Raw genomic sequence first — 13,576 nt, 5'->3', positions numbered from 1 at the left:
TGACTTCACTTCACCGCGGTACGGCTGTCACAGCTGTATCGCGGTGAAGTGCTTTTCGGTGGCGAGGCGCTCGATGTCTGCACGTGCGGCATCGGCGTTGACGTCGATCGCCGCGTGAGCGGCCCCGGGTGCATAGGTGAGGCCGACCCTCGTTGCGGCACGGGTGAGAAGACGATCCGCCAACCAGGGATTCAGCGGCAGGACAGGACCCTGCACGTTGGTCGCGTGGATCCCGTCCGTGACGATCGTCTCGAAGCCCCCGGCCACGCTGCCGTGCCCTGCGCGCACCCGGCCGTACCGCATCGCGAGATCGGAATCGGCATCGATGCGCCACAGCGACGCGTGATCTTCGAAACCGACGAGAACTCCGTCGGGGGTCTCGGCCACGAGATAGCCGACCCGACGCTCGCGAGTGCGCGCCACGCGCGCGGGGATCATCCCGAGGCCTTCCAGCGATCCGCCGTCGACGAGGTCCACCCCCCGGCTGAGCAGTTCAGCGCCGCCTCCGACGGCGAAGATCTGTGCACCGTCGGAATGCTGCTCTTCGAGCCACGCACGGCGTGCGGAAAGGTCGTCGCAGACCGCGCGCATCGCCGAGAGCGGTCCATTGCCGATGACGATGACATCGGCGCGGCCTGCGGCGGTGTCGCCCACTGAGGCCCGCGTGATCGTCGCGTCTACGCCGGCGAGTTGGGCCCGTGTCGCCAGGACGTCGACGTTTCCCTTGTCGCCGGTCACACCGAGGAGGTCGGGATACAGCTGGACGATGTGGATCGCGCTCATCGACGTGCCACCTCCTGGTCTCCGTATCCGAGTATGCGGCGTCCGATCATCATGAGTTCATAGTTCACGAACCAGATCTGACGCGCGTCCCGCGTCTGCGGGAACGACCGCATGATCGCGACGGCCTTGTCCATGTCGGGTTCGACGACGTCGACGCGGATGCCGGCATAGGCCAGGCGCGTCGCGATCTGGTGGGCCTTCTCACCGGTGACGACGTCTACGTGATCGAACGTCGAGAGGTCCACGTCGTACAGCCACGAGACGTCGGGCGTTCCTTCGTCGATCGCCATCAATAGACGTTCCGGGGCACCTTCGAGGGCGTCGACGTTCAGCTGAAGGCTCGGACCGTTCTTGAACATGACGAACTCGACCTGCTCGCCGGTGGGATCCTTGCGGAGCGGGACGAGCTCACCACGACCGTATGCGGGGGTCATCGATGCGAACCCGCGCCCGGTGGCATCGGCATCGAACTCCTCCCCCATCACATGGCGGGCGACGCTCACCGCCGCTGCGGCGTCGACGGCGTAGTGAAGCCCCCGGGCCGGAAGGGTCACTGCGAGGCGCTCCCCCGCCGAAACGATCTCCACGCGTCGCCCGGCGACTTCGACGACCTCGCTCTCGGCGACACGCTCACGCACACCGGTCTCGCCGCTGCGGGTGTCCACGGCGTTCGCGAGTCCGTGCGCGGAGGCTCCGACGATCTCAGCGGAGGCACCGAAGAACGACACGGGTGCGCGCAGCGTCTCTTCGTCGATCTTACTCAGGTAAGGGTCGTCGCGGTTGACCACGACCCGCACCGACGCACGTCGCGCCGCGTCGAGCATCATGTCGGCCACGCGTTCGGTCTCATAGAACCGGTAGAGCTGGTCGACCTGCACGTTGAGTGCGACGATGACGCGAGGACTGAGGATGTCGGCGAGTTCAGCGGCGAACCCCTCGTCGACCTCGAGCACGGCGACATCGGCACGAACCTTGCCGGTGAGCGTCGCCTCGGCCAGGAGGGCGCTCGTGACCCCCTGTGGCAGGTTCGCTCCGGTGGGGTTGGTGAACACCCGCAGACCGTGCGCTCGAAGGACCTCGCTGATCATGTGCGTCGTTGTGGTCTTGCCGTTCGACCCGAGGACGAAGACGACGCCGTAGGGGAACTGACTGGCCAGAGTGCTCAGCAAGGACGGTGCCAGCCGGTTCGCTACATAGCCAGGGAACGCCGAACCTCCGCCGCGCAGGCGCGTTGCGAAACGTGCCGCCTTGCCGGCCAGCACGGCCGGCACATAGCGGAGACCGCTGCCCTTCGCGTCCGTCACTCGAGGTAGTCCCGCAACGACTGCGACCGCGACGGATGCCGCAGCTTCGCCATCGTCTTGGACTCGATCTGTCGGATCCGCTCACGGGTCACACCGAACGTGTCACCGATCTGGTCGAGCGTCTTCGGCTGCCCGTCGCCGAGACCGAAGCGCATCCGAATGACCCCGGCCTCACGCTCCGAGAGCGAGTCGAGCAACGACTCGAGCTGGCGCTGGAGCATCGTGAAGCCCACGGCATCGGCCGGCACCACGGCCTCGGTGTCTTCGATGAGATCGCCGAACTCGCTGTCGCCGTCCTCACCGAGCGGTGTGTGGAGCGAGATGGGCTCCCGGCCGTACTTCTGGACCTCGACGACCTTCTCGGGCGTCATGTCCAGCTCGCGGCTCAGCTCTTCGGGCGTGGGTTCGCGACCGAGATCCTGAAGCATCTGTCGCTGCACACGTGCGAGCTTGTTGATCACCTCGACCATGTGCACGGGGATGCGGATGGTGCGCGCCTGATCGGCCATCGCTCGGGTGATCGCCTGCCGGATCCACCATGTGGCGTAGGTCGAGAACTTGAAGCCCTTGGTGTAGTCGAACTTCTCGACGGCGCGGATCAGGCCGAGGTTGCCCTCCTGGATGAGGTCGAGGAACTGCATGCCTCGCCCGGTGTAGCGCTTCGCCAACGAGACGACCAGGCGCAGGTTCGCGCCGAGGAGGTGGGACTTGGCCCGCTGTCCGTCACGCGCGACCCATTGAAGGTCAAGGCCCAGCTGCGACGACTTCTCCGCCGGCGCCATCTGCGACAGCTTCTCTTCGGCGAACAGACCGGCTTCGATCCTCATCGCCAATTCGACCTCTTCGGCGGCGTTCAGAAGCGGGACCTTGCCGATCTGCTTCAGATAATCCTTGACGGGGTCGGCGGTCGCGCCGGTGATCTGCGTCGAGTAGATCGGGACATCATCTTCGTCGTTCGACGTGATGACGATCGCGCCGGTCGGCAGCGGCTCGGTGAACTTCTCCGCCTTGGCGTCCTTGGTGTCATCGTCATCGTCGTCGGACGCGTCGCCCTTGGCGCCGCCCTTCGTGACGGCAGGCGCCGAGGTGCCTTCGTCCGCGTTGTCGACGACATCCACCTCTTCGTCGTCGTCGAGATCGTCCGTCTTCTTCGAGGCCTTCTTCGGCGCGGCCTTGGCCCGCGCGGGTGCCGTCGCCGCGGTGCTCTTGGCAGCGGTGGTCTTGGCCGCAGGCTTCTTGGCGGGAGCCTTCTTCTTGGCTGGTGCCTTCTTCGCCGTCGTCGCGTCAGCCGCGCCGTCGACGGTCGTTTCTTCCGCCGCGGTGTCCTTCGTGCGGGTCTTCGTGTTCGTGCCTGGGGTCACGTTTCGCCTTCCACCGGGGTCGCCGTTCACGGCGCCGGGTATTTCGGACACTAGTAAGACCCTTGTCAAGTCCCGAGCCTTCAGGATCGGTTGACAATGGGTCAAGGTGTCCAGTATCGCACAATCATCCCGTTGCGCCAGCAACGGGCCCGGACTGTACGCCTATCACGTCCGGTCAATGCAACGCCGACGAGGCATGAGAGATTCCCAGATCGCTCTTGCCGAGCGGAGGCGACCCGTTCAGCCGCGCTTCTCGTCGTCACCTGCCGGACGCGAAGCCAGGAAGCGTTCGAGCTCAGCCGCCAGTTCGTCGGCGCTCGGAAGATCACCGCTGTGGATGATCGGGGTCGCGTGTGTGGAGCCGGCCATGTAGGCGTCATATCGCTCTTCGAGACCCTCGAGCATGCGCGACAGTTCTTCACTGGCCGAGACTTGCTCCGACACCTTCTCGAGGTATGCGCGGTTCTCGTCACGCAAAGCGTCGCCTGCGAACACGAGACCGGTCGCCACGGTGAGACTGTCCATCGCCGCCAACGCCGCGGCCGGGTACTCGGTGTCACCGAGATAGTGAGGGACGAGCAGGACGAATCCCGCCACGTCCGCTCCGGTCTCGGCGAAGCGGAACTCGAGGAGATGGCCGACCGTCGCCGGCACCTGCGTGTGGGGTTGCCAGACTGAGTGGGCCTCGGTGAGCTCGGGCCGTGTCCCACTGACGGTCGTTCCGATCGGACGCGTGTGCGGCACGGGCATCGGGATCGCGTGGACCCAGGTCACCGTCGCCGCGGCGAGCTCTTCGGCGAAGTCGACCACCGCGCGCGTGAACGACTCCCAGGCGAAATCGGGCTCATACCCGGACAACAGCAGGAAGGGTTGCCCCAGCGTGTCGTGGGCCAGCGACAGTTCGAGACGAGGAGGCCGGTAGTCGGTCAGATGATCCTTCTCGAAGGCGACGATCGGACGCCGCGCCCGATAGTCCAGCAGCGCGTCATTCGAGAACACCACCAGCGGCGTCGGTTGGAGTTCGCCCCGGAAATGATCGACGACCTGGCCGACGGCACTCCCGGCATCCGTGAAACCCGTCAGCGCGATCACCAGTGGCAACCCGCGGGGCACGGGCGGCGCCGAGACCGATCGCTCGAAGAGGTGAGAGGCCATAGCTCCATGCTACGAGCCGGGACCGACACGGAGGTCGCGTCGATGCCGCTCACAGCGAACACCTCATCCGTAGGATGGAGACATGTCGTTCCCCGACCTCGAGTACACAACCGATTCCGTCTTCGACACCGACGCCGAAGCGATCCTGCTGGCACTGCCCCCTCTCGAAACCGACGATCTCCCGGGATGGCCGGGTCTGGGCGCGGCCCTCGAAGCCGTTGGATTCACCGGCGCGATCGGAACCATGTTGCGGGTGTACGTGCCCGATTCCACCACCCGACCCCTCGCCGTGGTCGGAACGGGAAAGACGCCGGACGCTGCAGCCCTCCGCAACGCGGTCGGCGCCGGGGTCCGCACGCTCACCGGCTTCGAATCCGTGGCCGTCACTGCGCCGCTCGCGGATGCCGAGCTCTGGCCGGCGGCCGCTGAAGGAGCCGCACTCGGTGGGTATCGGTTCGACGGCTACAAGACCGAGAAGCCGTCGCCCCGCGCCACACGCGTCGTGATCCACGGCACCGCGGCCGTCGACGAGGGCGCTCTGGCTGATGCGACCGCCATCGCGGACGCGGCGGCGCTGGTCAAAGACCTCGTGTCGATCCCGGCGGAGTGGTTCGGGCCGTCGGACTTCGCCGAGCGCGCACAGGCGTCCGTCGAAGGTCTGGGTGTCCGCGTCGAGGTGCTCGACGAGGACGATCTCGCCGCCGGTGGCTATGGCGGCATCCTCGGCGTCGGTCACGGTTCCGACCGCCCGCCGCGGCTCGTCCGCCTGGATTACGCGCCAGACGGCGCATCTACCCACGTCGCCCTCGTCGGCAAGGGGATCACGTTCGACACGGGCGGCCTCTCGCTCAAACCCCCGGCGTCGATGGCCGGAATGAAGTACGACATGTGCGGCGCCGCAACAGCTCTCGCGGTACTGCGCGCCGCCGCAACCATGGCCTTGCCGGTACGGGTGAGCGCGTGGTTGTGCATCGCCGAGAACATGCCCTCAGGCCGCGCCACCCGGCCAGGTGACGTTCTGCGGATGCTCGACGGCACGACCGTCGAGGTCACCAACACCGACGCTGAGGGTCGCCTGGTCCTCGCCGACGGTCTCGTCGCGGCCAGCCGTGAAAACCCCGACGTGATCGTCGACGTCGCCACCCTGACCGGAGCGATCACCGTTGCCCTCGGCACGCGGCACACCGGGGTGATGGGAGACGACGACGCGGTCGCCGATTACCTCGCCGCCGCGCAAGAGGTCGGCGAATTGGCATGGCAGCTCCCGTTGCCCGCGCACATGATCGAGGACCTCGACTCGCCGATCGCCGACATGCAGAACGCGAAGGTCGGTGACCCCGCCGGCGGCTCGATGTTCGCGGGACTCTTTCTTCGCCACTTCGTCGGCCGAACATCCGACGAAGCAGATGCCCCGCGGATCCCGTGGGTGCATCTTGACATCGCCGGAGTCGGCATGAACAAAGGCGGCGGATTCGGCTATACCGACAAGGGCCCGACGGCGGCGGCCGTTCGATCACTGATCCGTTTCATCGCGTCGAAGGAGTCACGTTGAGCGAGCACACCTTCGACATCGTCGTCCTCGGCGGCGGGAGCGGTGGATACGCCGCCGCGTTGCGCGCCGCCGAACTCGGCAAGTCCGTCGCTCTCATCGAGAAGGACAAGGTCGGCGGCACGTGTCTGCACCGCGGTTGCATTCCGACGAAGGCCCTTCTGCACGCCGGTGAGGTCGCCGATTCCGTGCGCTCCGCAGCCGACGTCGGCGTGCACGCTACATTCGACGGCGTCGACCCCGAAGGCGTCACACGCTACCGCGAGAACATCGTTGCCAAGAAGTACAAAGGCCTCCAGGGACTCATCGCCGCCCGCGGCATCACCGTCGTCGAAGGACGCGGCGCGCTCGAGGCGGGGCCGGCGGTGCGAGTCGGCGACGACCTCTATCGCGGGACCGACGTCATCCTCGCCACGGGCTCATACAGCAGGTCTCTCCCGGGGCTCGAGATCGGCGGGCGCATCCTGACCAGCGAGCAGGCTCTCGCGCTCGAGGAGATTCCCGCACGCGTGGTGATCCTCGGTGGCGGCGTCATCGGCGTCGAGTTCGCCAGCGTCTGGCGCTCCTTCGGGGTCGAGGTGACGATTGTCGAGGCACTGGACCATCTCGTGCCGAACGAAGAAGTCGCAATGAGCAAGGCCCTCGAGCGCGCGTTCCGGCGGCGGGGAATCACCTCCTCGCTCGGCGTGCGTTTCGCGTCGGCGACGCAGACATCGGATGCGGTGACCGTGATGCTCGAGGACGGCACCTCGTTCGAAGCCGATTACCTTCTGGTCGCCGTCGGACGTGGTCCTGCGACTTCGGACGTGGGGTTCGAAGCAACCGGGCTCACGATCGAGCGCGGCTTCGTCGTGACCGACGACCGCCTGCGCACCGGAGTCGATCATGTGTGGGCGGTCGGAGACATCGTTCCGGGGCTCCAGTTGGCGCACCGTGGTTTCCAGCACGGGATCTTCGTCGCCGAGGAGATCGCCGGGCTCTCCCCTGTCGTCATCCCCGATACACAGATCCCGAAGGTGACGTATTCACACCCTGAAGTCGCCTCCGTCGGCCTGACCGAAGCTCAGGCCCGCGAAGCGCACGGCCAGGACGCGGTCGTCACCTATGAGTACAACCTCGCCGGAAACGGAAAGAGCGAGATCATCGGCACAGGCGGATTGGTCAAAGTCGTCCGCCACGCCGAGGGGCCGATCATCGGCGTGCACCTCGTCGGCGACCGTGTCGGAGAGTTGATCACAGAAGGGCAGCTCGCCGTCGGGTGGGAAGCCCACCCCGAAGACATCGCCCCGTTCATCCACGCCCATCCGACACAGAGCGAGGCGCTGGGAGAGGCGTTCCTCGCACTCGCCGGCAAACCACTGCACGCCCTCTGAGCCGACCGTTGCGGTCGGTCACTAAGCTAGACAAACATCGTCATCCGAAGGAGACACACCCATGAGCACTTCCGTGGTCCTCCCCGCGCTCGGAGAGAGCGTCACCGAGGGAACGGTCACCCGCTGGCTCAAGCAGGTCGGCGACACCGTCGAGGCGGACGAAGGACTGCTGGAGATCTCGACCGACAAGGTCGACACCGAGATCCCTTCGCCCGTCAGCGGCGTGATCGAGGAGATCCTCGTCCAGGAAGACGAAACCATCGAGGTCGGCGCGGTTCTCGCCAAGATCGGTGACGGGTCCAGCGCTCCCGCGGAGTCCGAGCCCGAGCAGGATGCGCCCGCCGAGGCGGAAGCTGCGCCGGCCGAGGACGCCCCCGCGGCTGAACCTGACGCACCCGAACCCGCGGAGGAAGAGGCCCCGGCACCCGCCGCAGCTCCCGCCGCGTCATCCGGTGGCAAGGAGGTCGTGCTCCCCGAATTGGGTGAGAGCGTGACCGAGGGAACGGTCACCCGCTGGCTCAAGCAGGTCGGCGACGACGTCCAGGCGGACGAGCCGTTGCTCGAGATCTCGACCGACAAGGTCGACACCGAGATTCCCGCGCCGTTCGCCGGCACCCTCCAGGAGATCCTCGTTCAAGAAGACGAGACCGTCGAGGTCGGTGCGGCTCTCGCGCGCATCGGCGACGGTGCGGCGCCCGCAGCGGAGGAGTCAGCTCCGGCGAAGCCCGCGGAGGAGGCGCCCGCGCAACCCGAGGTCGAGGAGCCCGCGGCCGAAGAGTCGGCAGCCGAGGAACCCGCGAAGCCGGAGCCCGCGCCTCAGGAATCCGCGTCGGCCCCTGCAGAGAAGCCCGCAGAGAAGCCCGCCGCCGAGGCGAAGCCCGCCGCGTCGACCGGTCCGGCGGTCGCGGCGACATCCGACGAGGTCGCGTACGTGACTCCGCTCGTGCGTCGCCTCGCCCAGCAGCAGGGCGTCGATCTCGCGACGATCAAGGGCACCGGGGTCGGCGGTCGCATCCGCAAGGAAGACGTGCTGAAGGCCGCTGCCGTCAGCGAATCGGCTCCGTCGGAGGCGGCATCCGCTCCTGAGCGCGCTCAGCTCGAGGTCTCGCCCCTTCGTGGGACCACCCAGCCGATGTCGCGCCTGCGCAAGGTCCTCTCCGAGCGCGCGGTGGCGTCGATGCAGCAGACCGCGCAGTTGACGACCGTGGTCGAGGTCGATGTCACGAAGCTGTCCTCGTTCCGCGATTCGGTGAAGACGACATTCCAGGAGAAGACCGGCGACAAGCTCTCGTTCCTGCCGTTCTTCGCGTTGGCCGCCGCCGAGGCGCTTCAGGCGTACCCCGTGATCAACGCGACCGTCGACGGAACCGACATCGTCTACCCGCCGTCGGAGAACCTCTCGATCGCGGTCGACACGGAACGTGGTCTGCTGACCCCCGTGCTGCGTGACGCCGCGACGAAGTCGCTTGCCGACATCGCCCATGAGATCGCCGATCTGGCCGCGCGGACGCGTGACAACAAGCTGAAGCCGGACGAGCTCGCCGGCGGCACCTTCACCCTGACGAACACCGGGTCGCGCGGCGCGCTCTTCGACACCCCGGTCGTGTTCCTGCCGCAGTCGGCGATCCTGGGTACCGGCATCGTGGTCAAGCGTCCCGGCATCGTCTCGGTCGACGGCAAAGACGCGATCTCGGTCCGCTCCTACGTCTACCTCGCGCTCTCGTACGACCACCGGATCATCGACGGCGCGGATGCGGCTCGCTTCCTCGGTGCGGTGAAGTCCCGCCTCGAAGCGGCACAGTTCGAGGCCGACCTCGGCATCTGATTCACGACGACGGCGGGTGCGCGGCGTAGACGTCGCGCACCCGCCATTCGTCGTTCTGTCGCTGAAGCACGACCAGTTGCGCGACAGCGTCCGTCGATCCCACCGGCGCCACGCGTACGACCGCGACGGCGCCGAACTCATCGACGAACGACACCGTGCGCTCGGCTGCGCCGAGGTGCGCCGCCCCCGGTGGGAAGGGTCGCGCGGCGTCGATCATCACCGACGCCGTGCACGCGGAGTCATCCCCACAGGCCGTCACCACATCCAGCAGGTCCCCGGCTGCGGCGACGATCCTCTCGGGCGCCACGTCCGTCACGCCGACGGGGGCGGCAGGGTCCGTGACACCCGCGTCCTCCCCCGGCGAGTCGATCACGACCGCTGTCGACGCGGTCGGCGCAGGTGACGCCGATGCGGACGTCTCTGCTGCGCGGTCGTCTGGCCAGAGGAGTCCGAGCGCGAGGACGGCCAGTGCCGCGCCCGTCGCCACCGACCAGACGGCGACCCGTGACCTCCGCGAAGCTTCGCGCGGACGACGAAGTCGGCGCCATGCACCTGTGACGGCGCGGGAGGCGACATCGGCGATGTCAGCATCCAGATGTCGTGCCCACACTGTCATCAGCCCTGCGCGCTCGGGGTCTTCGTCACCGGAGGCCGAGTGACGGGAGTCCGCAGGTTCCGAGTGACGCGCCGCATCCGCGACGAGCGTGTCGAACCGGATCGTTCCCGTCGACGTGGCCGCCGGGTCGGCGAGCGGGCAGGGTGCGGCGCTCTCGAAGAGGCGCTGCTCCACGCGCGCCCACTCGCGTGGGGAGCACGTCGGAGCGGCGGCGATCTCGGCCGCTTCGGCACACGGTCCGCCCGCGCCCTCGTCGATCGTCGCGAAAACTGTTGCCGACGCCTCCCGCACCGCGTCGCCCTGTGGATCGGCCACGAAGACGGGGCGCCCTCCCTCTGCAAGCCACCATGCACCGGCGACGGTCGACGCGGGAGACGACAGCTCCGACAAGCCGCGCGCGACACTGACGCCGAGGGTGACGCGCTCACCGTCCGTGAGCGGCTGACGGGTCCTTGAGCGCCTGGCGAGATAGTCGTCGACGCGCCCGATGAGCACCGGTAACACGACGTGGTGCCCGGCCTCGGTCCTCGCCACGTCGAGCGCGCCGAGCACATGCCCCTCGGGGTCGGCGACCCAGCCCGGCCAATCGGCGGGCAACGCTTCGGCGTCGACGAGGAGACGGGAGACACCGGAGGCGACCGTGACCAGGTTGGCCGGCCACGGAGCGTCGGAACCCCGTGGAAGCCGTCGGATCACGCGGTAGGGCGAGACCAGGCTCTCCCGCAGTGTGTCTGCCATGGTGCGAGGATCTCCACGTCCAGGAGCGAGGAGGGTGCGCGCCCTCACGCCGGTGGAGAACAACTCACAGGCATCGGCTGGGGAGGATCGCCGAACTCGGTAGGCTGGAGACCATGGCTCGCAGCACGACACCTGAGAAGCGCCCCGGCTTCTTCTCGCAGATCCGCACGCTCTACACCTTCACCCAGAAGGCGTTCCCGTGGTTGCCGTTCCTGCTGATCGGAATCCTGACGCTCGGCGTCGCCGCCGGAATCGTCGTGGGCTACCTGATCCCGCCCGTCGCGATCTGGAGCATCATCCTGTGGGCCGTCACCGGCCTCATGCTCGGCATCCTCGCCTCGATGATGACCATGACCCGCCTGTCGACCCGCGCGATGTACCGCCGCCTCGACGGCATGGCCGGCGCTGCGGGACACGTCATCTCGACCGGTCTCGGTCGACGGTGGCAGGCGAGCGAGATGCCGGTGGGTGTCAACCCCAAGACGCAAGAGGCCGTTTACCGTGCGATCGGGCGAGGTGGCGTCGTCATCATCGGCGAGGGCTCCCGTGGGCGACTGACGCGACTGGTCAACGATGAGCGGATGAAGGTGCAGCGCGTGGCATCCGGTGTCCCGATCACCGTCCTCTACGTCGGGCACGGCGACGATGACGTCCCGATCAACAAGCTCGCGGCCACCATCAAGAAACTGCCGAAGGCGATCGACCGGGCCACGATGGCCGCGGTCATCAAGCGCATCGATTCCGTGTCGCAGTCGGTCACATCGCTGCCGATCCCCAAGGGAATCGATCCCACGAAGGCGCGCGCACCCCGCCCACGCTGACCGGAGCAACCGTCTCAGACGCGCAGGAGAACCGTTCCCGCAGCTTTGTCGTGAAGCCCGCGACCGTCGGCATCCCAAATCACGGCCGGGATGACCAGGACGAGCAAGAGCGTGCGCACCACAGGACGCCACAAGCCCGTCCAGCCGCCCGTGACGCGCTGGACGCGCATACCGGTGATTCGGTGCCCGGGGCTTCCACCCAAGGTGGGGATGAAGACGATTTGGACCGCCGCGAAGACGATGGTCGTCGCGAGAGGGTCATAGTCGAAGAACGCCAGCGAGATGATGACGGCACATGCCCAGTCGATCGCCAAGGCGAGGACGCGGCGCCCCAGTTTCGCGAGGCTCCCCGATCCGGTCGCGGGAAGACCGAGACGCTCGCCGGGATAGGAATCGGGGCGCGAAGCGTCGGGCATGCCCTCAGCGTACCCAGGTGCCCGTAACATGCTGGAAACAAAGGTGTCACTGTCGGGCAATGCCCTCCGCGTAGCGTTCAGGCAATCCCGCTCGACGGGTGGCAGGTCCCGATGCCCTTATCTCTGGAGCCTTCATGTTCAAAGATTCATCCGAGGTGCTCGCCTACATCAAGGACGAGGACGTCAAGTTCCTCGATATCCGTTTCACGGATCTTCCCGGTGTACAGCAGCACTTCAACATCCCCGCTTCCACCGTGGACGAGGAGTTCTTCACCGTCGGTCAGCTCTTCGACGGATCCTCGATCCGCGGGTTCGCGAACATCCATGAGTCGGACATGCAGCTCATCCCCGACGTGTCGACGGCATACCTCGACCCGTTCCGCGAGGCCAAGACGCTGATCATGGTCTTCGACATCTACAACCCGCGAAACGGCGAGATCTACGCGAAGGATCCGCGTCAGGTCGCCAAGAAGGCGGAGAAGTACCTCGCCTCGACCGGGATCGCCGACACCGCGTTCTTCGCTCCCGAAGCCGAGTTCTACATCTTCGACGACGTGCGCTACGACGTGAAGCAGAACTCGAGCTTCTATTCGGTCGACTCCGAAGAAGGCGCGTGGAACAGCGGACGCGAAGAAGAGGGCGGCAACCTCTCCAACAAGACACCGTACAAGGGTGGGTATTTCCCCGTCGCCCCCGTCGACAAGACGGCTGACCTGCGCGACGACATCTCGCTGCACCTGATCGATTCGGGGCTCGAGCTCGAGCGCGCCCACCACGAGGTCGGCACCGGCGGCCAGCAGGAGATCAACTACCGCTTCGACACGATGGTGCACGCGGCCGACGACATCCTCAAGTTCAAGTACATCGTCAAGAACGTCGCCGATCAGTGGGGCAAGGTCGCGACCTTCATGCCCAAGCCGCTCTTCGGCGACAACGGCTCGGGAATGCACACCCACCAGTCGCTGTGGCTCGAGGGCAAGCCCCTGTTCTACGACGAGAAGGGCTACGCCGGCCTGTCCGACACCGCTCGCTGGTACATCGGCGGCCTTCTCGCCCACGCTCCGGCGGTCCTCGCCTTCACCAACCCCACGCTCAACTCGTACAAGCGCTTGGTGAAGGGCTACGAAGCTCCCGTCAACCTCGTCTACTCGGCGGGCAACCGCTCGGCTGCCGTGCGCATCCCGATCACCGGCTCCAACCCGAAGGCGAAGCGCATCGAGTTCCGCGCACCGGATGCCTCCGGGAACCCGTACCTCGCGTTCGCGGCGCAGCTGATGGCCGGCATCGACGGCATCATCAACCGCATCGAGCCGCATGAGCCGGTCGACAAGGACCTCTACGAGCTGCCGCCGGAGGAAGCGAAGAACATCCCGCAGGTGCCGAACTCGCTCCTGGACTCGCTCGAAGCGTTGCGCGCAGACCACGAGTTCCTCACCCGTGGCAACGTGTTCGCTCCCGAGCTCATCGAGACGTGGATCGAGTACAAGATCGAGAACGAGATCAAGCCGCTGGCCGCGCGCCCGCACCCGTTCGAGTTCGAACTGTACTTCGGCGTCTGACGCACGCAAGAGGGAGGGCCCGCACACGCTGGTGTGCGGGCCCTCCCTCTTGCCATGGCTGCGAACGACCGGTGAG

Annotated in this window: 11 protein-coding genes; 5 read left to right on the top strand and 6 right to left on the bottom strand. The window is 66.9% G+C overall.

The window, feature by feature from the left end:
• Positions 1-27 precede the first annotated feature (27 nt).
• The 4 genes from ACFQZV_RS09420 to ACFQZV_RS09405 form a co-directional block, all read right to left on the bottom strand.
• Positions 28-783, bottom strand: coding sequence for a glutamine amidotransferase (locus tag ACFQZV_RS09420; protein ID WP_378751931.1), 756 nt, complete (start codon positions 781-783; stop codon positions 28-30).
• Entirely contained in the window at positions 780-2,087 is a 1,308-nt protein-coding gene (locus ACFQZV_RS09415) for a MurT ligase domain-containing protein (RefSeq protein ID WP_378751929.1), read from the bottom strand. The genes ACFQZV_RS09420 and ACFQZV_RS09415 overlap by 4 nt, the downstream gene beginning before the upstream one ends.
• On the bottom strand, positions 2,084-3,448 hold the full coding sequence (locus ACFQZV_RS09410) for an RNA polymerase sigma factor (RefSeq protein WP_378751927.1): 1,365 nt from the start codon (positions 3,446-3,448) through the stop codon (positions 2,084-2,086). Before ACFQZV_RS09410 ends, ACFQZV_RS09415 begins: the two co-directional genes overlap by 4 nt.
• A 240-nt stretch (positions 3,449-3,688) precedes the next feature.
• The gene (locus tag ACFQZV_RS09405) at positions 3,689-4,603 is read right to left on the bottom strand and encodes a proteasome assembly chaperone family protein (RefSeq protein ID WP_378751925.1); all 915 of its coding nucleotides are present in this window, start codon (positions 4,601-4,603) and stop codon (positions 3,689-3,691) included.
• An 82-nt stretch (positions 4,604-4,685) separates the two neighbouring features.
• Here ACFQZV_RS09405 and ACFQZV_RS09400 point away from each other — a divergent pair, with 82 nt between their 5' ends.
• From ACFQZV_RS09400 to sucB, 3 genes are all read left to right on the top strand, one after another.
• Complete coding sequence (locus ACFQZV_RS09400; protein WP_378751923.1) at positions 4,686-6,155, top strand: leucyl aminopeptidase; 1,470 nt, start codon at positions 4,686-4,688, stop codon at positions 6,153-6,155.
• A complete protein-coding gene (gene lpdA / locus ACFQZV_RS09395) occupies positions 6,152-7,525 on the top strand; it encodes a dihydrolipoyl dehydrogenase (protein WP_378751921.1) in 1,374 nt (457 codons plus the stop codon). The genes ACFQZV_RS09400 and lpdA overlap by 4 nt, the downstream gene beginning before the upstream one ends.
• Before the next feature lie 61 nt (positions 7,526-7,586).
• Positions 7,587-9,350: a 2-oxoglutarate dehydrogenase, E2 component, dihydrolipoamide succinyltransferase gene (sucB, locus tag ACFQZV_RS09390; protein WP_378751919.1), complete on the top strand. Its 1,764-nt coding sequence runs from the start codon at positions 7,587-7,589 to the stop codon at positions 9,348-9,350.
• A 1-nt stretch (position 9,351) separates the two neighbouring features.
• Here sucB and ACFQZV_RS09385 read toward each other — a convergent pair whose 3' ends face one another.
• On the bottom strand, positions 9,352-10,704 hold the full coding sequence (locus ACFQZV_RS09385; protein WP_378751917.1) for a hypothetical protein: 1,353 nt from the start codon (positions 10,702-10,704) through the stop codon (positions 9,352-9,354).
• Positions 10,705-10,817: 113 nt separating this feature from the next.
• On the opposite strand from ACFQZV_RS09385, the gene ACFQZV_RS09380 reads away from it, so the two are divergent.
• Positions 10,818-11,525: a DUF4191 domain-containing protein gene (locus ACFQZV_RS09380; RefSeq protein WP_378751915.1), complete on the top strand. Its 708-nt coding sequence runs from the start codon at positions 10,818-10,820 to the stop codon at positions 11,523-11,525.
• Positions 11,526-11,539: 14 nt separating this feature from the next.
• On the opposite strand, the gene ACFQZV_RS09375 is transcribed toward ACFQZV_RS09380, so the two are convergent.
• The gene (locus ACFQZV_RS09375) at positions 11,540-11,941 is read right to left on the bottom strand and encodes an RDD family protein (protein ID WP_378751913.1); all 402 of its coding nucleotides are present in this window, start codon (positions 11,939-11,941) and stop codon (positions 11,540-11,542) included.
• Between the two features lie 134 nt (positions 11,942-12,075).
• On the opposite strand from ACFQZV_RS09375, the gene glnA reads away from it, so the two are divergent.
• Complete coding sequence (glnA, locus tag ACFQZV_RS09370; RefSeq protein WP_378751911.1) at positions 12,076-13,500, top strand: type I glutamate--ammonia ligase; 1,425 nt, start codon at positions 12,076-12,078, stop codon at positions 13,498-13,500.
• Positions 13,501-13,576 lie beyond the last annotated feature (76 nt).

Source organism: Microbacterium koreense (genome assembly GCF_042677105.1).
In the GTDB taxonomy this organism is placed as follows: Bacteria; Actinomycetota; Actinomycetes; order Actinomycetales; family Microbacteriaceae; genus Microbacterium; species Microbacterium koreense.
This window is presented reverse-complemented; position numbering and strand designations above follow the sequence as displayed.

What these genes read in the sequence shown, in the direction of transcription:
- ACFQZV_RS09375 (WP_378751913.1), bottom strand. Translation starts at nt 11,941, where the DNA reads ATGCCCGACGCTTCGCGCCCCGATTCCTATCCCGGCGAGCGTCTCGGT.
- ACFQZV_RS09400 (WP_378751923.1), top strand. Translation starts at nt 4,686, where the DNA reads ATGTCGTTCCCCGACCTCGAGTACACAACCGATTCCGTCTTCGACACC.
- glnA (WP_378751911.1), top strand. Translation starts at nt 12,076, where the DNA reads ATGTTCAAAGATTCATCCGAGGTGCTCGCCTACATCAAGGACGAGGAC.
- ACFQZV_RS09405 (WP_378751925.1), bottom strand. Translation starts at nt 4,603, where the DNA reads ATGGCCTCTCACCTCTTCGAGCGATCGGTCTCGGCGCCGCCCGTGCCC.
- ACFQZV_RS09420 (WP_378751931.1), bottom strand. Translation starts at nt 783, where the DNA reads ATGAGCGCGATCCACATCGTCCAGCTGTATCCCGACCTCCTCGGTGTG.
- ACFQZV_RS09385 (WP_378751917.1), bottom strand. Translation starts at nt 10,704, where the DNA reads ATGGCAGACACACTGCGGGAGAGCCTGGTCTCGCCCTACCGCGTGATC.
- ACFQZV_RS09380 (WP_378751915.1), top strand. Translation starts at nt 10,818, where the DNA reads ATGGCTCGCAGCACGACACCTGAGAAGCGCCCCGGCTTCTTCTCGCAG.
- sucB (WP_378751919.1), top strand. Translation starts at nt 7,587, where the DNA reads ATGAGCACTTCCGTGGTCCTCCCCGCGCTCGGAGAGAGCGTCACCGAG.